The organism is Rhodococcus sp. M8, assembly GCF_015654185.1.
GTDB lineage: Bacteria > Actinomycetota > Actinomycetes > Mycobacteriales > Mycobacteriaceae > Rhodococcus > Rhodococcus aetherivorans.
In genome coordinates this window covers 1447862-1469103 of record NZ_CP064065.1, presented here as the reverse complement: position 1 = coordinate 1469103, position 21242 = coordinate 1447862, and the positions used below count along the sequence as shown (strand labels likewise).

Here is a 21242-nt window from a genome sequence, read left to right as displayed (position 1 = left end):
ACCGGCTGCCGGGAGGTCAGTCCACCGGATCGGTGAATCCCGGCAGCCACGCCGACAGGATCCGCATGTACGGCGCGTGCGCGTCCAGTTGCGCGCAGATACCGACGGAGCCGAGGAGTACGCGGACGATGTTCGCGTACTCCGGCGGCAGGTTCAGTGCCCGCGCAGTGCGGAAGTTGGATCCGGAGAAGTCGGTGGCGGTGCCCGCCGCCTTCTGCAGCCAGGCCCGGGTGAAGTGGAACGACTCCGTGTGGATCGGATCCGTGAACGGGCGCAGGTAGTCCGCGATCTCCTGCTCGGTGACCTCCCGGCCCGGCAGGACGAATCGGTTCTCGTAGAGCAGCGTGGTCAGCTCGTCGAAGCGCTCCTCGAGGGCCAGCCGCACCATCCGGCCCAGCACCGGCGGCAACCCGTTCGGCATCGCGGCCGTGGCACCGAAGTCGATGACGCCGAGCCGGCCGTCGTCGAGCAGCATGAAGTTGCCCGGGTGCGGATCGCAGTGCAGCAGCCCCACCTGTGCCGGGGACGCGAAGTGGAACTCGGCCAGCAGCGCCCCGGCCCGGTTGCGCTGCTCGCGGGTTCCCTCGGCGATGATCATGGAAAGCGGTGTCGCCGTGAGCCATTCGGTGACAAAGACCTTCGGGGAGCTGGCGACGACCCGCGGCACGACGAACCGGGGATCGTCGGCGAACACCCTGGCGAACGTCCGCTGGTTGTCGGCCTCGATCCGGTAGTCGAGCTCCTCCTCGGTGCGCGCGGTCAGCTCGTCGAGCACGGCCCGCACGTCGGTGCCCGGCATTACCGTCGCGAACAGTCCCGCGAACCGCGACAGGGTGCGCAGATCGGCGCGCAGCGCCTCGTCGGCGCCCGGGTACTGAACCTTAACCGCGACCTCGCGGCCGTCCGCCCACACCGCCCGGTGGACCTGGCCGATGCTCGCCGAGGCGGTGGGAATGTCGTCGAACGAGGCGAAGCGCTCCCGCCAGCGGGCGCCGAGCTGCTGATCGAGGACGCGATGGACCGCCTTGGCCGGCAGCGGCGGCGCCGCCGACTGCAGCTTCGTCAGCGCCTCCCGGTACGGCTCGGCGAACTCCTCCGGCACCGCGGCTTCCATCACGCTCAGCGCCTGGCCCACCTTCATGGCTCCGCCCTTGAGCTCGCCGAGCACCGTGAACAGCTGCTCGGCCGCCTTCGCCGCGAGCTCGGCATCGATCTCCTCGCGGTCCCCGCCGGCCAGACGCCGGCCGAATCCCACCGCGGCGCGACCGGCGATCCCGAGGGGGATGCTGGCGAGCTTGGCGGTGCGGGAACTGCTTCTGCGGGGGATTTCGGCCACGCCCACCATCATGCCTGACGGCGTCAGACCGGCGCGGTGCGCCGCTGCGCGACCGGCGCGGTGCGCCGCTGCGCGACCGGCGCGGTGCGCCGCTGCGCGACCGGCGCGGTGCGCCGCTGCGTCACCGGCGCGGTGCGCCGCTTCACGCGGGTGTGCCTCCGCACCCGCAGTCCGGGTGCCGGAACCAGCGCCGCGACGTGAGTCGATGGCTGCGCAGATCCACCTCGAGGGTCCGGTCCAACGTCGCGGGCGGCGTGGACGGCGAGGCGGCGAGAATCGCGTCGAGCTGTCCGAGGGCGAGGGCCGCGGTCGCCAGCACCGCTGCGGGCTCCGCACACCCGACGCGGTCGCACAGCTGGGCGGCCAGCTGCGGCCAGTGCGGATCGAGATCCGTGCGGGTCAGATCGGCGCAGCGCAGGCAGCTCGTGCGGCCCGGGACGACGAAGGGGCCGACGATGCCGCGGCCGTCGCGCAGCAGTACGGGCAGATGCGGCACACGGTGCCGCATCAGCTCGCGGACGAGACCGGGGTCGGGCACCAGCGCGTCGGTGAGCAGCACGCACTGCGCGTCCCAGCGGGCGACGTCGCTGTCGCCGGTGTAGACGGCGGACCGGCGCAGCCGCGTGCCCGACACCGTCAGTTGGGCGACCAGCGCGTCTGCCAGTGGCCCGCGCCCGTGCACCCGCACCCGGGGGACCTGCAGCGCGGCTACGCCGGGATCCCGGACCGCACCGAGGGCGGTCAGCTCGTCGAGCAGGGCGGTGACGGCGGCGCCCGGCAGCCCCGCCCGCGCGGTGCGGGCGAGGATCTCCTCGCGCGACGAGCGCCCGTCGAGCAGGCGCAGCACCGTCGAGAGGCCGAACGCGTCGAGCCCCGCGCCGGGGGACAGGACGGCCGCCGTGTCCGGGCCCCACCCGAGTTGCACCGTTCCGTCCGGTCGGTGGAGCACCTCGAGGGCAGGGTCGAGCGCCGGTCCGGACTGTGGATGCGTTGCCGTGGTCATGCCGTCAGCCTGACAGCAACCCCCGTCGCACCACCTGTGCCCGAGGCGGGTTGTCCACAGGGTAAAACCGGCGCCTACCTGGCCCGATGTGCGTTCAGGCGGATTCGTCGGGATCGGTGGACTCGCCGGAGCCCGGCTCGCCCTTCTCCCGCTCGGCGCGTTCGCGCGCCTCGGTCTCGCGCAGCTGGGCGATCGGATCGTCGAACGCCGCCGCTTCTCCGCCGATGACGCGGTCGAGGAACGCGGCCGGGTTGTCGAGGTCCGACGAGTCCGGCAGCAGATCCGGGTGCGCCCATACCTTGTCCCGCGCGTCCGGCCCGGCATCGGTGGTGAGCCGGCGCCACAGGGCCGCGGCCTCGCGCAGCTTCCGCGGCCGCAACTCGAGACCGACGAGAGTCGCGAAGGTCTGCTCGGCGGGCCCGCCGCTCGCGCGGCGGCGGCGCAGCGTCTCGCTCAGCGCGGCCACCCCGGGCAGCCGGTCGCCGAGCGCGTCGGCGACCACGGTCTCCACCCAGCCCTCGACCAGGGCGAGCAGCGTTTCGAGACGTTCGAGGGCCTGCTTCTGCTCGGGGGTGGTCTGCGGCTCGAACGCCGCACCCTTGAGCAGTTCCTCGATCTTCGACGGATCCGTCAGCGCCATGGGATCGATACCCTGGGCGAGGTCCTCGATCGCGGAGAAGTCCATCCGGATGCCACGCGCGTAGTCCTCCACAGTGGACAGCAGGCGCGAGCGCAGCCACGGCACGTGGCTGTAGAGCCGTTGGTGTGCCGCCTCCCGGGCGGCGAGGAAGACCAGGACTTCCTGGGCCGGCTGCTCGAGTCCGTCACCGAACGCCTCGATCGCGGCGGGCATCAGCGCCGCGGTGCCAGCGGGCCCGAGCGGCAGGCCGATGTCGGTCGAGGTCAGGACCTCCTTGGCGAGCTGCCCGAGGGCCTGGCCGAGCTGGGAACCGAACGCCAGCCCGCCCATCTGGGAGAACATGCCGAGCATCGGCCCGGCCATCGCCCGGGCCTCTTCCGGCAGGCCCTGCATCCACATGCCGTTGACCTGCTCGGCCACCGGATCGCACAGGCGTTTCCACGTCTCGAGCGTGTTGTCGAGCCAGTCGACGGGCGTCCACGCGACGGTGCGGGTCGCGCCCGCGGGCAGGGTCGTCGCCCCGTCGAGCCACAGTTCCGCCAGATGTGCGGCGTCCCGGACGGCATCCGCCGACCCGGACGACACCGGGGTGACGGAGCCGATCTGCTGGCGGGCGAGCTTGCCGGCCACCTCGTAGTTGACCGGCCCGGAACCGCCGGACCCCACCGCGCTGCCCATGCCGCTGAGCATCTGACCGAACTGTGTCAGCATCTGCCCGAGCGCCGCCGGGTCGAAGCCCTGCGCGCCGAACGGGTTGTCGCCGCCCGCGCCGAACGGGGCACCGCCTGCGCCGGGGGCCCCGAAACCGAAGGGGAACCCGCCGGTGGCGCCGCCCTGGGACCCGGCGCCTTCCGGACCGGCACCCTCGGCGCCGGATCCCTCGGCACCGGAACCGGAGTCCTTCCTGCGGTCCGGGTCGTCGTCGGGATTCGAGAATCCGAAAGGCGTGTCGCTCATGTCGTCAACGGTACAAGGCGCACCGCGGGGTGGCGGCCCCCGCGATCACGCTGATCGCGAACATCGCCGCTCCGGATACCCTGGCCGGGTGAATCGACGGCTCGTGACGATCCTGGCGGCGCTGTTCCCCGCGCTGCTGCTGGTGACGGTGGCGCTGAACGTGAAGGTGCCGTACGTGGCGCTCGGTCCGGGCCCGACGTTCGACACCCTCGGCGAGATCGACGGCAAGGCTGTCGTCGCCATCGAGGGCGCCGACACCGACCCCACCAGTGGCGAGTTCGTGATGACCACGGTCGGGGTCAGCGACCGCCTGACCGTGGCGCAGGCGCTCTCGGCGTGGCTGGGCAGCCGGTACGGGATCGCCCCCCGCGAGCAGATCTACCCGCCCACCGCGACCAGGGAGCAGGTCAAGGAGGCGGACGCCGCCCAGTTCGAGCAGTCCGAACGCAGCGCGGAACTCGCCGCCCTGCACCACCTCGACCTGCCCGTCGTCCTGCGCGTCGCCAGGGTCGGCGAGTCCGGGCCCTCCGCCGGCGTGCTGCGCGAGGGCGACCGGCTCGTCACCGTCGCCGGGGAGCCGGTGACCACCGCCGGCAGCGTGCAGCGGGCCGTCGCCGCGGTCGCGCCCGGCACCCCGGTCGACGTCGTGCTCGTGCGCGACGGGGTCGAGCAGACCGCCTCGGTGACTGTGGGAGCCCGCCCCGACGATCCGGACAAGGGCTTCCTCGGCATCAGCCCCGAGGAGGTCCCGGACGTGCCGTTCGACGTGACGTTCAACCTCGCCGACGTCGGTGGCCCGTCGGCGGGGCTGATCTTCAGCCTCGCCGTGGTCGACAAGCTCAGCCCCGGCGAGCTCAGCGGCGGCGAGGTCGTCGCAGGCACCGGCACCATCGATTCCGACGGGGTCGTCGGCCCGATCGGCGGCATCACCCACAAGCTCGTCGGGGCCGCGGAGGACGGCGCCACGGTGTTCCTCGTGCCCGCCGACAACTGCGCCGAGGCACAGAGCGACGCCCCCGACGGGATGCGGCTGGTCAAGGTCGAGACCCTCGAGGGCGCGATCGACGCGCTCGGCTCCCTCGCCGCCGGCGGCGACGCGCCCACCTGCGGCTAGGCCGTCGTGCGGGACCGGTCCTAGTCGTCGCCCGGTTCGAGGGTCGCGTACAGGGCGGACACCACGTTCGGCGCGAGGTTGTCGTAGGTGCGCAGCTCGATCCCGGCAAACGGGTCGTCCTCGTCGGTGGGCCGCAGCTGCAGCAGCGACAGCGACGGACCGTCGCGCAGGACCGCCGCGATCAGGCGGGCATCGCGCCGCTCCGGGTGCCCGTGCGCCGCGGCCCGGGCGGCCTCGTCGGCGGCGTGCGGATCGGCGAGCAGCGGCACCAGCGCGTCGTCGAGATCCGACTCCGCGCTCGGGGGCAGCACCACGATCTCCTGCACCAGGGCGCAGCCGGCGACGGAATCGGGCCAGCTGGTGGTGGCGAGGAACTCGTCGAGGGCGGGGCTGCCGCCTTCGACGTCGTCGGGGAAGGCCTCCTGCTCCACCGGGGTGTACTCGTGGCCCTCGTCCAGCTGGTCGAGCAGGGTGGGTTCCGACGCCGCCAGCAGGGCCGTGGGCACCAGCGCGAACATCGTCGGCGGCTGTCCCCAGCCACCGGCGTCGACGAAGTCGACGATCTCACCGACGCACCGGCGCAGGGCGTCTTCGGACGGGACGGGATGACTGTCGCTCACGGACATATCCTTGCATCGTCGCCGGGTCTCGTCGCCGCGCGGCGTGGTGGTCGCCTCATTCCGTAGAGTGGGGCGAAACGGTCACCGCGAGTGCCGTGGGTGACAGTCGGGGTGAACAGCTGCGGCGCGTTCGCGTCGCCGGAGAATTGGGAGTGTGGCACGTGGGCATGAGGCCCCCCACCGGAGTACCTTCGCTGTCGAAACGCAGCAAGATCCTGCTGAGCCTGGCCGTGGTGGCCGCGGTGCTGCTGCTGGTCGGTCCCCGACTGGTGGACGCCTACACCAACTGGCTGTGGTTCGGCGAGGTCGACTTCCGTGACGTGTACCTGAAGGTGCTGTTGACCCGGATCGTCCTGTTCCTCCTCGTGAGCCTGTTCGTGGGCGGTGTGGTGTGGCTGGCGCTGTTGCTGGCGTACCGATCGCGGCCGGTGTTCGTGCCCGCATCCGGGCCCAACGACCCCATCTCGCGGTATCGCACCACGGTGATGACCCGGCTGCGCACGTTCGGCCTCGGCATTCCGATCGTGCTCGGCCTGCTGTCGGGCCTGATCGCGCAGGCGAGCTGGGTGACCGTGCAGATGTTCTTCAACGGCGGCTCGTTCGGCACCACGGACCCCCAGTTCGGGCTGGACGTCGGGTTCTACGCCTTCGACCTGCCGTTCTACCGCTTCCTGCTGAACTGGATGTTCGTGGCGGTCATCCTGGCGCTCTTCGCCAGCCTGGTCACCCACTACATCTTCGGCGGCATCCGGCTCGCCGGCCGCGGCGGCAGCCTCACCCGCGCCGCCCGCATCCAGCTGGCCGTGCTGGCCGGGATCTTCGTTGCGCTCAAGGCGATCGCGTACTGGCTCGACCGGTACGCACTGCTGTGGAGCGGGCGCAAGGAGCCCACCTTCACGGGCGCGGGCTTCACCGACATCAATGCCGTGCTGCCCGCGAAGCTGATCCTGATGGCGATCGCGGTCATCTGCGCGGTGGCGTTCTTCGCGGCCATCGTGCTGCGCGACCTGCGCATCCCGGCGATGGCGACGGCCCTGCTCGTGCTCTCGTCGATCCTCGTCGGGGCCGTGTGGCCGCTGGTGGTCGAGCAGTTCTCCGTCCGGCCGAACGCCGCCGTCAAGGAGTCCGAGTACATCGAGCGCAACATCGCGGCGACGCGTGAGGCCTACGGCATCACGGACGAGATCGTGGAGTACCGGGATTACCCCGGCGTGGGCACCACGTCACCGCGCAACGTGCCGGCGGACGTGACCACCATCGCCAACACCCGCCTGCTCGATCCCAACGTGCTGCCGCGCACCTTCACCCAGCAGCAGCAGCTGAAGAACTTCTACGGGTTCCCGCCGTCGCTGGACATCGACCGGTACGAGATCGACGGGGAGCGCGAGGACTACATCGTCGCCGCCCGCGAGCTGTCGCCGTCGAGCCTGACGGGCAACCAGACCGACTGGATCAACAAGCACACGGTGTACACCCACGGCAACGGCCTGGTCGCGGCTCCCGCCAACCGGGTGAACGCGGCCGCCAGCGAGTCCGCGGAAGAGGCCGCGAACAGCAACAGTGGCTACCCGGTGTACATGGTCAGCGACATCGCATCGCTCGAGTCGGGCAACCAGGTGATTCCGGTCGAGCAGCCGCGGATCTACTTCGGTGAGGTCATCGCGCAGGAGGAGCCCGACTACGCGATCGTCGGTGCCGCCGAGGGGGAGGCCCCGCGGGAGTACGACACCGACACCGCGCAGTACACCTACACCGGCTCGGGTGGCGTCTCGATCGGCAACTGGTTCAACCGGCTCGCGTTCGCGTCCAAGTACGCCGAACGCAACATCCTGTTCTCGAGCGCCATCGGCAGCGAGTCGAAGCTGCTGTTCAACCGCGACCCGCGGGACCGGGTGACGAAGGTCGCGCCGTGGCTCACCGCCGACGGCGACGCCTATCCCGCCGCGGTCGACGGGCGCATCGTGTGGATCGTCGACGCCTACACCACGCTCGACAACTACCCGTACGCGCAGCGCAGTTCCCTCGAAGGGCTCGTCGAGGACAGCGTCGACCAGAACACCGGCCGGCTGCTGCCCCGCAAGGAGGTCTCCTACATCCGGAACTCGGTGAAGGCGACGGTCGACGCGTACGACGGCACCGTGACCCTCTACCAGGTCGACGACCAGGACCCGGTCCTGAAGGCGTGGATGGGTGTCTTCCCCGATGCGGTGACCCCGCAGGATCAGATCTCCGACGAGCTCCGCTCACACTTCCGGTACCCGGAGGACCTGTTCAAGGTGCAGCGGGAGATGCTCGCGAAGTATCACGTGGACGACCCGCGCGAGTTCTTCACCAACAACGCGTTCTGGTCGGTGCCGAGCGATCCGACGGTGGACACGACCGCGAACCAGCCGCCGTACTACGTGCTGATCGGTGACGAGGAGACGGCCCGCCCGTCGTTCCGGCTCACCTCGGCGATGGTGGGCTTCAACCGGCAGTTCCTGTCCGCGTACATCTCGGTGGACTCGGACCCGGACAACTACGGCAGGTTCACGATCCTGCGGCTGCCGACCGACACCCAGACGTTCGGTCCCGAACAGACGCAGAACGCGATGATCTCCGACACGCGCGTCGCGTCGGAGCGGACCCTGCTCGAGAGATCCAACCGGATCCAGTACGGCAACCTGCTGACGTTGCCCATCGCCCAGGGCGGGATCCTCTACGTCCAGCCGATGTACACGGAACGCAGTTCGGCGACGGGGAGCACGTCGACGTTCCCGCAGCTGTCCCGGGTGATCGTCAGCTATCGCGAGCCCGGCCCTGCCGGCGGCGTGCGCATTGGCTACGCCCCCACCCTCGCCTCGGCGCTGGACCAGGTCTTCGGGGCCGGTGTCGGCAGTGCGGCCACTGCGCCGGGTGGCGAGTCGGCGCCCACCGCGCCGGTCGAGGGGACGGAGCAGGACGGTCAGGCAGCGGCTCCGGCGCCCGCTCCGGCGCCGAACCCCGCTCCCGCCCCGGCTCCCGCGGACCGGGCGGCCGCGGTCGCCGAACTCGACGCGGCGCTGGCCGAGCTCAGTGCGGCCCAGAGCACGGGCGACTTCGCCGCCTACGGCCGGGCGCTGCAACGGGTGCAGGCGGCCGTGGACGCGTACCAGTCCACCGGCGGCTGATCCCTTCCGCGACGAACGGGGCCCCGCGCACGAGGTGCGCGGGGCCCCGTCGGTTCGAGGACGACTCGGCGTCCGGCCGGGGCAGCCGCTCTCGCACTGCAGGTCGGCCGCCTCGCCACGCGATTGTTATTCCACCGTTATGTGAGCGGGGTCGTCGCGCGAGTGTGTCCCAGGACACAGTATGAGGGGCGAAAACGGCCTTCGCCCAGGCGATTTGCATTCCGTTCATCGAGCCGTGTAACTTCGTTCTTGCAACGCGGGGTGGAGCAGCTCGGTAGCTCGCTGGGCTCATAACCCAGAGGTCGCAGGTTCAAATCCTGTCCCCGCTACCAAGTGGAAGGGCCCGGCACCGGATCATCCGGTGCCGGGCCCTTCCCATGTGCTCAGGGCTTCATGTCGACGAGCACGCGTCGCAGCAGCTTTCCCGTCGCATTGCGCGGCAGTTCGTCGAGGAAGACGACGTCGCGCGGGACCTTGTAGCGGGCCAGGTTCGCCTTGACATACTCCTTGATCTCCTCGGCGTCGCGCTCGGAGCCCTCCGCCGGCACCACGAAGGCGCGCAACCGGTGACCGAAGTCCGGATCCTCCACGCCGACCACCGCGGCGTCGAACACGTCGTCCCGCTCGACGAGGAGGTTCTCCACCTCGAGCGGGTACACGTTCTCGCCGCCGGAGACGATCATGTCGTCGTCTCGGCCGTCGACGAACAGCAGCCCATCCTCGTCGAAGTGCCCCACGTCGCCGGTCGAGAGCAGACCGTTGATGCGCTCCTTGTCCCGGCCGTCGGTGTAGCCGTCGAAGCTCAGACCGCTCGCGACGAAGATCCGGCCCACCTCGCCGGGCGTCGTGATCCGGTTGCCGGCCTCGTCGTACAGTTCGACCCGGCACGTCACCGGCGGCCGTCCGGCCGTGCCCGGCGCCCGGCGGATGTCCTCGGGAGTAGCGACCGTGGCCACCGCGCATTCGGTGGAGCCGTACAGGTTGTGCAGCACGTCGCCGAAGTATTCACGGGTGCGCCGGCACACGTCCGGCGACAGCGCGGACCCGGCGGAGAAGATGATCTGCAGGCTCGACGTGTCGTACCGCCCGATCGTCTCGCCGCCGAGGTCCAGGATCCGCTGCAGCATGGTCGGCACGACGACCAGCACGTTGGCCCGGTGCCGCTCGATCAGGCGAACCGTCTCGAGCGGGTCGAACCGTCGCTCCATCACCACCGTCTGCCCCAACGCCAGGGCGAGCCCGAACTGCGAGATTCCGGTCCCGTGGAACGCCGGCGCCGCCATCAGCATCGTCTGTCCCGGCCGCAGCGGTACCCGGTCCAGGAACTGCGCCGAGGCGAGCGGCGACGTGCGCTCGCGCGGGGCGCCCTTGGGTGTGCCGGTGGTGCCGCTGGTGAGCAGAACGAAACCGCCCAGCGTGCTCGGCGGCGGAACGGCGGACCCGTCGAACTGCGCGAGCACGGACTCGATGCCCGGTGGGCCCGGCTCGTCGCCCTCGGGCCACGAGCTGTAGGTCCGCACCTCCGGCGGCAGGGCGGCCGCCACCGCCGCGAACTCGGCGTCGTAGACGAAGGTGCCCACACCTTCGCGCGCGGCGACGTCCGCGAGCTGCCGCGGAGCGAATCCGGTGTTCATCATGACCAGCTTGGCGCCGAGCTTGGCGGCGGCGAGCATGGTGAGAACGAGTCCGCGATGGTTGCGGGCCATCAGGCCCATCACGTCCCCCGCCGCGACGCCGTCGGCCTGCAGCGCCCGCACGAGCGCGTTCGACTGCGCCTCGAGTTCCTGGTAGCTCAGCCGGCCGCGCTCGTCGACGAGGGCGACGGCGTCGAAGCCACGCGCGGCGTGGGCGTGCACCGGTCCGGCGAACGGACCGTAGCGGCTCACCGCGACGAGGGTGCCGATCCCGTGGTCCACCCGGGGGAAGTGCAGCAGCCCGGAGCGGGCGAGCACCCGTACGGCGCCCAGCGTGTCGGTCACCCCCCCGGCGGCACCGGTGATCCTGTCGATGATGTCCTGCCCGGGCATGCTGTCCCCTTCGAGCTCGTGCCGGATTCGCGTCACCGCAACCCTAGTGGTGACGCGCCTCACAGTCATGGACATTCGTCCGAATTGCCGGCGGGCACCGGACGGGAGGCGATTCCGGCCCGCGCGGCGGTGACGGCAGGATCCGTTCGTGATCCGATACCTCGCCTCCGGGGCGTTCGAGTGACCGAGGAACGGTGGCGCCGCCTGTCCGAATGGCCGATGGCCACCGCGGCGGGGATGTTCCTGGCCGCGTACGCATGGCTGGTGCTCGCCCAGCCGGCGGACGGCACGGCGCGGGTGGGCGAGGCGGTGATGGTGCTCACCTGGGTGTCACCACGGTCGGCTACGGCTATTTCGCCCCCGTCACGGCCACCGGCCGGCTGATCGCGGCCGCCCTGATGATCGCGGGCATCGCCCTGCTCGGTGTCGTGACGGCCACGTCGGCGTCCTGGCCGGTCGAGCGTGTGGGCGAGCAGGACGAGGCGAGCCAGGCGGCGACACGGGCGCAGGTGGCCGCGCTGACGGCCGAGGTGGTCGCCCTCCGCGAAGATCTCCGCCGCGCACGTGAGGACGATTCCGCCGGCTCTCGCGTGTAGCGGACCGGCCCCGGAGCGCGAGAGGGCCCCCACCGTCGGTGCGTACGGCGGGGGCCCGACCCCTCGGAGAAGTGGTCTGTGACCTGCTACTTCAGCTCGGCGCTCGACAGGCCCAGCAGCCGTCGCGCGATGATGAGCTGCTGGATCTGCTGGGTGCCCTCGAAGATGTCGAGGATCTTCGAGTCGCGCGCCCACTTCTCGAGCAGCGGACGCTCGGAGTAGCCGTAGGTGCCGGCCAGTTCGACGGCCTTGAGGGTGACCGCGGTGCCGGTGCGGCCGGCCTTGGCCTTGGAGATCGAGGCCTCGAGCGAGTTGGGATGCTTGTTGTCGGCCATCCACGCGGCCCGCAGCGCCTGCAAGTAGGCCGCCTCCCAGTCGGCCTCGAGCGCGAGGAACTCGGCGGCCGCGGCGTGCTGGTTGCAGGCCGGGATGTCGTAGGACACCTCGACGCCGGCCTCGGCGAGGATGCCGCGCAGTTCCTCGAGCGCCGCGCGGGCGACGCCGACGGCCATGCCGGCGACGATCGGGCGGGTGTTGTCGAAGGTCTGCATGACCCCCGCGAACCCCTTCTCGACGTTCACCTCGGGGCTGCCGAGCAGGTTGTCCTTCGGGATCCGGCAGTTGTCGAGCACCAGGACGGCGGTGTCGGAGGCCTTGATGCCGAGCTTGTGCTCGAGGCGCGCCACGCTCAGGCCGGGGGCGTCCCGCGGGACGACGAACGACTTGATCGCCGCGCGCCCCTTCGACCTGTCGACGCTCGCCCACACCACCACGTGGGTCGAGCGCTCGCCGGCGGTGACGAAGATCTTCTCGCCGTTGAGGACCCACTCGTTGCCGTCGAGGACGGCGGTGGTGGTCACGGCGGCGGAATCGGAGCCGAAGCTCGGCTCGGTGATCGCCATCGACGCCCACACCTTGCCGAAGCGTTCGAGCTGCTCGTCGGTGGCGACGGCGGCGATCGCCGAGTTGCCGAGCCCCTGGTAGGGGATCGACAGGGTGAGCCCCACGTCGCCCCAGCAGGTTTCGATCACATTGAGCAGCGACGCCATGTTGCCGCCGTTGACGTTGCCGGCCTGCTTCTTCGGCTCGTCGCCGCGGCCGAGCGCCGCGCCCGAGGCGCCCTGGCCGGAGTCGTTCAACCCCTCGACCATCGCGGCCATCGTGTCGAGCTCGACCGGGTACACGTGCTCGGCGAGGTCGTACTTGCGCGAGACGGGACGGAAGATCTGCGCGGCGACCTGGTGCGCCTGGTTCGCTGACGCCTTGAGCCTCTTGGGAAGTTCGAGATTGATCATCACAGATTCCTAGGTGTGAGGTGACGCTGCCGGATCGGGCGGCTCAGACGAGGACGACGCCCTCGGCGACGCCCACGGCGCGCAGGTCGCGGTACCAGCGTTCGACGGGGTGTTCCTTGGTGAAGCCGTGGCCACCGAGCAGCTGGACGCCGTCGAGGCCGATCCGCATGCCCTTGTCGGTGGCGAGCTTGCGGGCCAGCGCCGCCTCCCGGGCGAAGGACAGGCCCTGCTCGGCGCGGGCCGCGCCGCGAAGCGTGACCAGCCGGATGCCGTCGAGCTCGATCTTCATGTCGGCGACCATGAAGGCGACGGCCTGCCGGTGGCTGATCGGTTCGCCGAACGCCTCCCGTTCGTTGACGTAGGGGACGACGTAGTCGAGCACGGCCTGCCCGGTACCCATGGCGAGGGAGACCCAGCCCAGGCGGGCGAGGCGGACCGCGTCCGCGTACTGCTCGGCGCGTGCGTCGGCGTCCGCGTCGCCGAGCAGGGCGGCCTGCGGGACGGCGACGTCGGTCAGATGCAGCCGGCCGAGCCCGGCGGCACGCAGGCCCATCGACGGGTCGGCCTCGATCGCGACGCCCTTGCTGTCGGACTCGACCAGGAACAGCGACGGCTTTCCGTCGAGCTCGGCGGCGACGACGAACAGCTCGGCGCTGCCGGCGGCCGGCACGAGGGACTTGACGCCGTTGAGCCGGTAACCGCTGGGGGAGCGCACCGCCTTGGTCTGCAGCGCGAACGGGTCGAACAGGGCGCGCGGCTCGGTGATCACGACACAGGCCTGCGGGACGTCGTCCCCGGCGAACGCCGGCAGGTAGGTCCGCTGCTGCTCCTCGGTGCCCCACTGGGTGAGGGCGACCGCGACGCCGCTCGGCGCGAGGATCGGCAGGGCCAGCCCCATGTCGCCGTGGGCGAGCGCCTCGGCGACGAGCGCGTTGGTGACGGCGCCCCGCTCGGTGGCGGCTCCTTCGAACGCCTCGGGCACATTGACGAGGGTGATGCCGAGTTCGGCGGCCCGGGCGAGGAGGTCGGTGGGGGCGGCGGCCGCCTCGTCGGCGTCGTGCGCGGCGGGCCGCAGGATCTCGGCGGCGAACTCGCGGACGGTCTCGGCGATCATCTGCTGATCGTCGGTGGGGGTCAGGTCGAACAGGTCGGTGCGGACGGCGGGGTCGAGGCGCTGAGGCGCGTTGCCGCCGGTGACCTTCTTGAAGGTGCGGGTGGCGGCGCCGAGCGTCTTGAAGCCGGTCTTGGTGGACTGGTAGGTCACCCGGTCGATGGCCTGCCGGAGGTTGTACCGGTCCGCGAGCTCCGAACCGGTGATCCGCGTGAGCACCCGCATCGCGGCGCCCATGGCGTCCCGTCGGAGGGGATTCAGGCCCACCGCGGACGTGTCGCGAGGGGTGTTCCGGGCCACACTCTCTTGCTTGCTCATGATCACCAGAAGTTTCTCGATGTGGGGACGGACACCACCTACCTTACTCCGGAGTAAGGTAGGTGTCTACTATCGAGTAAGTTCGGGGTGGGCGGGAGCCGCGCGGATCACCGCAGGCGCGTGAGCACGCCCTCGTGCAGCGCCCCGTTGGTGGCTACCGCGCTGCCGCCGTGCGGGCCGGCCGCACCGTCCAGATTCGTGAACCGGCCTCCCGCCTCCCGGATCAGCACGTCGAGCGCGGCCAGGTCCCACAGGGACACCTCGGGCTCGAGTGCGATGTCGACCGCACCCTCCGCGAGCAGGCAGTACGAATAGAAGTCGCCGTAGGCCCGCACCCGCCACACCTCGTCGGTGAGCGCGACGAACTCGTCGCGCCGACCGCGATCGCGCCAGCCGGACAGGCTCGAGAAGCTCAGCGACGCCGCGGACAGGTCGGTGACCTGCGAGACGGCGATGCGGCGCGGCTCTGCGCCGTCGTACGCCGTCCACGCGCCCGCGCCCGCCGCGGCCCACCAGCGACGGTTCAGCGCCGGGGCGCTCACCACCCCCACCACGGGCACGCCGTCGTCGAGCAGGGCGATGAGGCTGGCCCACACCGGCACGCCGCGCACGAAGTTCTTCGTCCCGTCGATCGGATCGACCACCCACTGCCGGCCGGTGAACACCGCGTCGCCGCCGAACTCCTCGCCGAGGATCGCGTCGCCCGGGCGCTCGGCGCCGAGGGTGCCGCGCACGGCGCGTTCGACGCCGAGATCGGCATCCGACACCGGTGTCAGGTCCGGCTTGTCGGTGACGGACAGGTCGAGGGCGCCGAACCGGGTGCGCGTGATGGCGTCCGCCTCGTCGGCGAGGCGCAGGGCGAGGTCCAGATCGGCCGAGAGGTCGGTGCTCATGCCTCAGACGCTAGCCGAGAGCCCACCGGCCCCGAGCGGTGGCGAGGCACCGCCGCACACCCGGTAACCTTGGGAATCGTGCATCCCGATGTTTCCGCAGACCTGGCCGAACTGGCGACCACCCTCGAGACCGTCGAGGCGGTTCTCGACGTGGACGAGCTGCGTCGGCGTATCGACGAACTCGAGCACCAGGCCGCCGACCCGGAGCTGTGGAACGACCAGGAGCACGCGCAGCAGGTCACCAGCCAGCTCTCGCACGCCCAGGGCGAACTCCGCCGCGTCGAGGAGCTGCGCTCCCGGCTCGACGACCTACCGGTGCTCTACGAACTCGCCGAGGGCGAGGAGGGTGAGGACCGCGCCGCCGCCATGGCCGACGCCGACGCCGAGCGGGCCGGCCTGCGCACCGACATCGAGGCGATGGAGGTGCGCACGCTCCTCTCCGGCGAGTACGACCAGCGCGACGCGCTGGTCAACATCCGCGCCGGCGCCGGCGGCGTCGACGCCGCGGACTGGGCCGAGATGCTCATGCGCATGTACATCCGGTGGGCCGACAAGCACGGCTACCCGGTCGAGGTGTACGACACCTCGTACGCGGAGGAGGCCGGCATCAAGTCCGCGACCTTCGCGATCAAGGCGCCCTACACGTACGGCACCCTGTCGGTCGAAATGGGCACCCACCGGCTCGTGCGGATCAGCCCCTTCGACAACCAGGGCCGCCGCCAGACGTCGTTCGCCGAGGTGGAGGTGCTGCCGGTCGTCGAGACCACCGACCACATCGACGTCGACGAGAACGACATCCGCGTCGACGTGTACCGCTCGTCCGGCCCGGGCGGGCAGTCCGTCAACACCACCGACTCCGCGGTGCGCCTGACCCACATCCCCACGGGCATCGTCGTCACCTGCCAGAACGAGAAGTCGCAGTTGCAGAACAAGGTTTCGGCCATGCGCGTGCTGCAGGCCAAGCTGCTCGAACGCAAGCGGCAGGAGGAGCGCGCGGAGATGGACGCGCTCAAGGGCGACGGCGGCAGCTCGTGGGGCAACCAGATGCGCTCCTACGTCCTGCACCCGTACCAGATGGTCAAGGACCTGCGCACCGAGTACGAGGTGAACAACCCGGCCGCCGTCCTCGACGGCGACATCGACGGATTCCTCGAAGAGGGCATCCGGTGGCGCATGCGCGAGAACCAGAAGCAGAATCAATAACACGGCTACGGAGGATCCACCCTGTTTCCCGGTACCAGGCTCCTCGACTGGCTGTCGACCAGCGGTCTGCAGATCGCGCTGACCGTGCTCGGCGCTGTCCTCGTCGCGCGGTTCGTCAGCTGGACCGGCGGCCGCATCACCCGCCGCATCGACGAGACGTATCAGCAGTCCGACGCGCTGGTGCGCTCGGAGGTGACGAAACACCGGCACTCGGTGGCGCAGGTGATCACCTGGGTGGTCATCACGTTCGTCTACATCGTCGCCACCCTGAAGGTGTTCGACTACCTCGCGCTGCCCATCGGCAGCCTGGTGGCCCCCGCGACCGTCCTCGGCGCGGCGCTCGGCTTCGGCGCCCAGCGCATCGTCCAGGACATTCTCGCCGGATTCTTCATCATCACCGAACGGCAGTACGGGTTCGGTGACACGGTCCAGATCTCGGTCACCGGGGCCTCCGCCGACGCCGTCGGCACGGTCGAGGACGTCACCCTGCGCGTCACCAAGCTGCGCAACGCCGCCGGCGAGGTCATCACCGTGCCCAACGGGCAGATCAACAAGGCCGTCAACCTCTCCAAGGACTGGGCCCGTGCGGTCGTCGACGTGCCGATCCCGGTCACGGCCGACATCGCGGAGGTCAACGACATCCTGCACGAGGTCGGCGTCAATGCCTTCGAGGACGAGAAGCTGAAGGAACTGCTGCTCGACGAGCCCACCGTGATGGGCGTCGAGAGCCTCGAGGTCGACCAGGTCAGCGTTCGCATGGTCGCGCGCACCCTGCCCGGGAAGCAGTTCCAGGTGGGACGGGAACTGCGCGTGCGGGTCGCGCTCGCGTTGCGCCGGCAGGGCCTCACCGTCCATCCACAGCTCGACACGTCCACCCCGATCCACGGGATCGAGGCGGTGCGGTGAGCGAGCCTCGCAGGTTCCACATCCCGGACCACGTCTTCGGCGGCCGGCTGCGTACCGCCACCCTGGCCCTCTGCCTGGTGTGGCTGGGGCTGTGGGTGCTCTACCTGTACCTCAACCCGGAGGAGGAACAGGGCACGGCGACGGCGCCGCCGGGCGCGGTGGTCGTCAGCGAGACGCCGTACGTGCCGTACGTGCCCGAGCCCACCACCGCCGAACCGAGCCCCACGCCGACCAGTACGGAGCCGACCCCGACGACGACCACGCCGGCGCCGACCGGGACCGGATCCACGCCCGGCGGAGCGGGTTCGCGCACCGTTCCCGAGGCCCCGGCCCCGACGACCACGACGACTCAGCCCGGCCTGCGGCTGCCCGAGATTCCGATTCCCGGCCTCGGCGATTCGTCCCCCGCCGAACCTACCGGCGAGTCGGTTCCTTAGGTCACCGTCCGATAACGGCTAGCATGGCGGCGTGATCCGCCTGGAGAATGTGTCCAAGTCGTACAAGACGTCGACCCGGCCCGCCCTCGACAAGGTGAGCGTCGAGATCGACAAGGGCGAGTTCGTCTTCCTCATCGGCCCGTCCGGTTCCGGGAAGTCGACCTTCCTGCGGCTGCTCCTGCGTGACGACACGCCCACCTCCGGTGACATCCACGTGGCGGACTTCCACGTCAACCGCCTGTCGGCGCGCCGGGTGCCCAGGTTGCGGCAGAACCTCGGCTGCGTATTCCAGGACTTCCGGCTGCTGCAGCGCAAGACGGTGGCCGAGAACGTCGCGTTCGCGCTCGAGGTGATCGGCAAGCCCCGCTCGGTCGTCGCTCGCACCGTGCCCGAGGTGCTCGACCTCGTCGGCCTGTCCGGCAAGGCCGACCGCCTGCCCACCGAACTGTCCGGCGGCGAACAGCAGCGCGTCGCGATCGCCCGGGCCTTCGTGAACCGGCCCCTGGTGCTCATGGCCGACGAACCCACCGGCAATCTCGACCCGGACACCAGCCAGGACATCATGATGCTGCTCGAGCGCATCAACCGCACGGGCACCACCGTGCTCATGGCCACCCATGACCACCACATCGTCGACTCCATGCGGCGCCGCGTGGTCGAGCTCGATCTCGGTCGGGTCGTGCGCGACGAGGCGCGCGGCGTCTACGGCGTCGGTCGCTGACCGCGCTCCTCCGCTCCCATCGCTCTCGCCCCTCCGGCAACCGAAGGACTTCGACACTCCATGCGTGCCAGCTTCATCCTGAGCGAGGTCGTCACCGGCCTGCGCCGCAACCTGACCATGACCGTCGCGATGATCCTGACCACCGCGATCTCCCTCGGCCTGTTCGGCGCGGGTCTGCTCGTCGTGCAGATGGCCGACAAGACGCAGCAGATCTTCCTCGACCGGGTCGAGGTGCAGGTGTTCCTCACCGACGACATCTCGACCCTCGACCCCGACTGCGAACAGGACATCTGCCGCACCCTGCGCTCGGACCTCGAGAACACCCCGGCGGTGGTGTCGGTGCAGTACCTCAACCGCGAGGACGCCGTCGCCGACGCGACCGAGCGGGTCTTCAAGGACCAGCCGGAGCTCGCCGAGCTCGTCAGCACCGAGAGCTTCCCGGCCTCGTTCAAGATCAAGCTCTCGGATCCCGACCGCTTCGGGGTGATCGAGGACCAGTTCGCCGTCCGTCCCGGCGTCGACAGCGTGCTCAATCAGAAGGACCTCGTCGAGCGGCTGTTCAGCGTGCTGGGCGGCGTCCGCAACGCCGCATTCGCGATCGCCACGGTCCAGGCGGTCGCTGCGATCCTGCTCATCGCGAACATGGTGCAGATCGCCGCGTTCACCCGCCGCACCGAGGTGGGCATCATGCGGCTGGTCGGCGCCACCCGCTGGTACACCCAGCTGCCGTTCCTGCTCGAGGCCGTCGCGGCGGCCGTGATCGGCGCGGCGCTGGCGATCGCGGGGTTGTTCGTCGCGAAGGGCGCCTTCGTCGACGAGGTGCTCGCGGAGGTCTACGAGGCCAACATCGTCGCCCGCATCTCCAACAGCGACGTGCTGCTGGTCTCGCCGATCCTGGTGCTGGTGGGCGTCGGCATGGCGGCCCTGACCGCCTACGTCACCCTGCGTCTGTACGTGCGTGAATAGCCGCGCGTCGGTGCGCGGGAATATCTCGTTGCGTCCGCTACCTATGCTGTACACAGATCTGTCGGACGCATCGAGGACCGGAGGGGCCCGAAAGTGAAGGAAAAGGGCCGCAAGGTCATCGCCACGAATCGCAAGGCACGGCACAACTACACCATTCTCGACACGTACGAGGCCGGAGTCGCGCTCCTGGGCACCGAGGTCAAGAGCCTGCGCGAGGGCAAGGCGTCGCTCGTCGACGCGTTCGCCACCGTCGACGACGGCGAGGTGTGGCTGCGCGGGCTGCACATCCCCGAGTACGGGCACGGCACGTGGACCAACCACGCGCCCCGGCGCACCCGCAAGCTGCTGCTGCACCGCCGGGAGATCGACAACCTCGTCGGCAAGACCCGTGAGGGCAACCAGACCCTGGTCCCGCTGTCGATGTACTTCTCCGACGGCAAGGTGAAGGTCGAATTGGCGCTGGCCAAGGGCAAGCAGGACTACGACAAGCGGCAGGACCTGGCCCGTCGCACCGCCGAGCGCGAGGTGACCCGCGAGCTCGGCCGGCGGGTGAAGGGCATGCGCTGACGGCGATCGTGCTCGCCCTGGTGGCCGCGGTCGGCTACGGGGTGAGCGACTTCCTCGGCGGGGTCGCGTCCCGCCGGGTGGCGGCGCTGCGGTTCGTGATCGTCTCGTACCCGCTGTCGCTGCTGCTGGTGCTCGCCGCCGCGCCGCTCGTGGGCGGCGACCTCACCCCCGAGTCCCTCGGCTGGGGTGCGGCGGCCGGTGTCGCCGGCGGGCTCGCGATCTGGTGGTTCTATCTCGCGCTCGCCGCGGGCCCGATGTCGGTGGTGTCCCCGCTCACCGCCGTGCTCGTGGCCGGTATCCCGGTGCTCGTCGGGATCGCGACGGGGGAGCGGCCCGGACCGGTCGCCTACGCCGGCATCGCGATCGCCCTCGTCGCCGTCGTGCTGGTCAGTCGCGAATCGAAGGAAGGCGTCGCCGGGGACGAGCAACCCCGATTCACCGCGACCGTGGCGTGGCTGACCGTCGGCTCCGGAGTCGCGTTCGCGCTGATGTTCGTCGCGCTGCACCGCGTCCCCGAGGGCACCGGCCTGTGGCCCCTCGGCATGTCCCGGCTCACGGCGACACTCGTCGTGTGGGCGGTGGCCCTGGGCGTGCGGCAGATGATCCGGCCGTCGAGCCGGGTCTATCCGCACATCATCGCGGTCGCGGTGCTGGACGTGATCGCCAACGGTGCGCTGATGTTCGCCTTCCAGGGCGGCATGCTGTCGCTGGTGAGCGTCATCGGCGCGCTGTACCCGGCGGCGACCGTGCTGCTGGCGATGGTCGTGCTGGGCGAGCGCATCGGGCGGGGCCAGATGACCGGAATGGTGCTCGCCCTCACCGCCGTCGGCATGATCACCGCGGCCGCCTGAGGGCTGTGAGCCACGTCATTCGCATCACGGTGGAAATGGGAATGACGGAGGGGGGTCCGCGCGTTAGAGTGGGTAGTCCTGCGAAGGCCGCAGGTACGTACGGGGCTGAACGGTTTCGACTGCGTACGTTGAGCTAGGGGAAGCGTGTCGGTGCAGGCAAGAGACCACCGTAAGCGTCGCTGCAAACCAATAAGCGCCGAGTCTACTCAGCGCGAGTACGCCCTCGCTGCCTAAGCGAGTGCGTCTCTGTCAGACCGGGTGTGCTCCCGCCCCGGATCCTGGCATCGACTAGGGAGCTCCACCGTACGGCTCGGTCGCGGAGCCGGACGGGACAACAAACAGCGACTGGGATCGTCATCTCGGCTTGTTCGCGGGACCGGGAGATCCAAGTAGAGACATAGCGAACTGCACACGGAGAAGCCCTGGCGAGGCGGCGGAGGACCCGGGTTCGATTCCCGGCAGCTCCACCGGAAACGCGAAGGACCCCGGCCACCCGGCCGGGGTCCTTCGCATATGCCGGACCTCTACGGTT

The 21242-nt window shown here is 70.5% G+C and carries 19 protein-coding genes, 1 tRNA gene and 1 other RNA gene; 12 read left to right on the top strand and 9 right to left on the bottom strand.

The features are described from left to right. Positions 1 to 16 precede the first annotated feature (16 nt). The 4 genes from ISO16_RS06615 to ISO16_RS06605 form a co-directional block, all read right to left on the bottom strand. Positions 17 to 1348, bottom strand: coding sequence for an ABC1 kinase family protein (locus ISO16_RS06615; RefSeq protein ID WP_029544549.1), 1332 nt, complete (start codon positions 1346 to 1348; stop codon positions 17 to 19). 11 nt (positions 1349 to 1359) lie between these two features. Next, a complete protein-coding gene (locus ISO16_RS28905; RefSeq protein ID WP_268256889.1) occupies positions 1360 to 1482 on the bottom strand; it encodes a hypothetical protein in 123 nt (40 codons plus the stop codon). Further along, positions 1479 to 2339, bottom strand: coding sequence for a TOMM precursor leader peptide-binding protein (locus tag ISO16_RS06610; RefSeq protein WP_029544547.1), 861 nt, complete (start codon positions 2337 to 2339; stop codon positions 1479 to 1481). The genes ISO16_RS28905 and ISO16_RS06610 overlap by 4 nt, the downstream gene beginning before the upstream one ends. Positions 2340 to 2433: 94 nt before the next feature. After that, positions 2434 to 3936 (bottom strand): zinc-dependent metalloprotease, encoded by a 1503-nt coding sequence (locus tag ISO16_RS06605; protein WP_006942790.1) that lies wholly within the window; start codon positions 3934 to 3936, stop codon positions 2434 to 2436. An 88-nt stretch (positions 3937 to 4024) separates the two neighbouring features. Here ISO16_RS06605 and ISO16_RS06600 point away from each other — a divergent pair, with 88 nt between their 5' ends. Then, entirely contained in the window at positions 4025 to 5050 is a 1026-nt protein-coding gene (locus tag ISO16_RS06600) for a YlbL family protein (RefSeq protein WP_072635561.1), read from the top strand. Between the two features lie 20 nt (positions 5051 to 5070). On the opposite strand, the gene ISO16_RS06595 is transcribed toward ISO16_RS06600, so the two are convergent. After that, on the bottom strand, positions 5071 to 5676 hold the full coding sequence (locus tag ISO16_RS06595; protein WP_037200991.1) for a PPA1309 family protein: 606 nt from the start codon (positions 5674 to 5676) through the stop codon (positions 5071 to 5073). A 155-nt stretch (positions 5677 to 5831) separates the two neighbouring features. Between ISO16_RS06595 and ISO16_RS06590 the strand changes: the two genes are divergently transcribed. Continuing rightward, entirely contained in the window at positions 5832 to 8819 is a 2988-nt protein-coding gene (locus ISO16_RS06590) for a UPF0182 family protein (RefSeq protein WP_174824780.1), read from the top strand. Positions 8820 to 9074: 255 nt separating this feature from the next. After that, positions 9075 to 9151, top strand: a tRNA-Met gene (locus tag ISO16_RS06585). Between the two features lie 51 nt (positions 9152 to 9202). On the opposite strand, the gene ISO16_RS06580 is transcribed toward ISO16_RS06585, so the two are convergent. After that, a complete protein-coding gene (locus ISO16_RS06580) occupies positions 9203 to 10846 on the bottom strand; it encodes an acyl-CoA synthetase (RefSeq protein WP_029544536.1) in 1644 nt (547 codons plus the stop codon). A 257-nt stretch (positions 10847 to 11103) separates the two neighbouring features. On the opposite strand from ISO16_RS06580, the gene ISO16_RS06575 reads away from it, so the two are divergent. Beyond that, the gene (locus ISO16_RS06575; protein ID WP_072635560.1) at positions 11104 to 11442 is read left to right on the top strand and encodes a potassium channel family protein; all 339 of its coding nucleotides are present in this window, start codon (positions 11104 to 11106) and stop codon (positions 11440 to 11442) included. Between the two features lie 86 nt (positions 11443 to 11528). On the opposite strand, the gene ISO16_RS06570 is transcribed toward ISO16_RS06575, so the two are convergent. The 3 genes from ISO16_RS06570 to hisN form a co-directional block, all read right to left on the bottom strand. Then, on the bottom strand, positions 11529 to 12737 hold the full coding sequence (locus tag ISO16_RS06570) for an acyl-CoA dehydrogenase family protein (protein ID WP_072635559.1): 1209 nt from the start codon (positions 12735 to 12737) through the stop codon (positions 11529 to 11531). Between the two features lie 43 nt (positions 12738 to 12780). Continuing rightward, entirely contained in the window at positions 12781 to 14172 is a 1392-nt protein-coding gene (locus ISO16_RS06565) for an acyl-CoA dehydrogenase family protein (RefSeq protein WP_072635558.1), read from the bottom strand. 101 nt (positions 14173 to 14273) lie between these two features. Then, positions 14274 to 15059 (bottom strand): histidinol-phosphatase, encoded by a 786-nt coding sequence (gene hisN, locus ISO16_RS06560; protein ID WP_072635557.1) that lies wholly within the window; start codon positions 15057 to 15059, stop codon positions 14274 to 14276. Positions 15060 to 15137: 78 nt separating this feature from the next. On the opposite strand from hisN, the gene prfB reads away from it, so the two are divergent. From prfB to ssrA, 8 genes are all read left to right on the top strand, one after another. Then, on the top strand, positions 15138 to 16262 hold the full coding sequence (gene prfB, locus ISO16_RS06555; protein WP_029544529.1) for a peptide chain release factor 2: 1125 nt from the start codon (positions 15138 to 15140) through the stop codon (positions 16260 to 16262). Positions 16263 to 16340: 78 nt separating this feature from the next. Beyond that, entirely contained in the window at positions 16341 to 17168 is an 828-nt protein-coding gene (locus tag ISO16_RS06550; protein WP_373566485.1) for a mechanosensitive ion channel family protein, read from the top strand. Continuing rightward, positions 17165 to 17605, top strand: a complete 441-nt coding sequence (locus tag ISO16_RS06545) for a hypothetical protein (protein ID WP_050035443.1) — start codon at positions 17165 to 17167, stop codon at positions 17603 to 17605. The genes ISO16_RS06550 and ISO16_RS06545 overlap by 4 nt, the downstream gene beginning before the upstream one ends. A 31-nt stretch (positions 17606 to 17636) precedes the next feature. Further along, positions 17637 to 18326 (top strand): cell division ATP-binding protein FtsE, encoded by a 690-nt coding sequence (gene ftsE, locus ISO16_RS06540; RefSeq protein WP_029544525.1) that lies wholly within the window; start codon positions 17637 to 17639, stop codon positions 18324 to 18326. 60 nt (positions 18327 to 18386) lie between these two features. Then, positions 18387 to 19292, top strand: a complete 906-nt coding sequence (ftsX, locus tag ISO16_RS06535) for a permease-like cell division protein FtsX (protein WP_072635556.1) — start codon at positions 18387 to 18389, stop codon at positions 19290 to 19292. Positions 19293 to 19385: 93 nt separating this feature from the next. Further along, complete coding sequence (smpB, locus tag ISO16_RS06530; protein WP_006940611.1) at positions 19386 to 19859, top strand: SsrA-binding protein SmpB; 474 nt, start codon at positions 19386 to 19388, stop codon at positions 19857 to 19859. Positions 19860 to 19867: 8 nt separating this feature from the next. Further along, on the top strand, positions 19868 to 20710 hold the full coding sequence (locus tag ISO16_RS06525) for a DMT family transporter (protein ID WP_072635555.1): 843 nt from the start codon (positions 19868 to 19870) through the stop codon (positions 20708 to 20710). A gap of 101 nt (positions 20711 to 20811) precedes the next feature. Further along, positions 20812 to 21180, top strand: a transfer-messenger RNA (tmRNA) gene (gene ssrA / locus ISO16_RS06520). Positions 21181 to 21242 lie beyond the last annotated feature (62 nt).

What these genes read in the sequence shown, in the direction of transcription:
- ISO16_RS06615 (WP_029544549.1), bottom strand. Translation starts at nt 1,348, where the DNA reads ATGATGGTGGGCGTGGCCGAAATCCCCCGCAGAAGCAGTTCCCGCACC.
- ISO16_RS06610 (WP_029544547.1), bottom strand. Translation starts at nt 2,339, where the DNA reads ATGACCACGGCAACGCATCCACAGTCCGGACCGGCGCTCGACCCTGCC.
- ISO16_RS06605 (WP_006942790.1), bottom strand. Translation starts at nt 3,936, where the DNA reads ATGAGCGACACGCCTTTCGGATTCTCGAATCCCGACGACGACCCGGAC.
- ISO16_RS06595 (WP_037200991.1), bottom strand. Translation starts at nt 5,676, where the DNA reads ATGTCCGTGAGCGACAGTCATCCCGTCCCGTCCGAAGACGCCCTGCGC.
- ISO16_RS06580 (WP_029544536.1), bottom strand. Translation starts at nt 10,846, where the DNA reads ATGCCCGGGCAGGACATCATCGACAGGATCACCGGTGCCGCCGGGGGG.
- ISO16_RS06575 (WP_072635560.1), top strand. Translation starts at nt 11,104, where the DNA reads ATGGCTGGTGCTCGCCCAGCCGGCGGACGGCACGGCGCGGGTGGGCGA.
- ISO16_RS06570 (WP_072635559.1), bottom strand. Translation starts at nt 12,737, where the DNA reads ATGATCAATCTCGAACTTCCCAAGAGGCTCAAGGCGTCAGCGAACCAG.
- hisN (WP_072635557.1), bottom strand. Translation starts at nt 15,059, where the DNA reads ATGAGCACCGACCTCTCGGCCGATCTGGACCTCGCCCTGCGCCTCGCC.
- ftsX (WP_072635556.1), top strand. Translation starts at nt 18,387, where the DNA reads ATGCGTGCCAGCTTCATCCTGAGCGAGGTCGTCACCGGCCTGCGCCGC.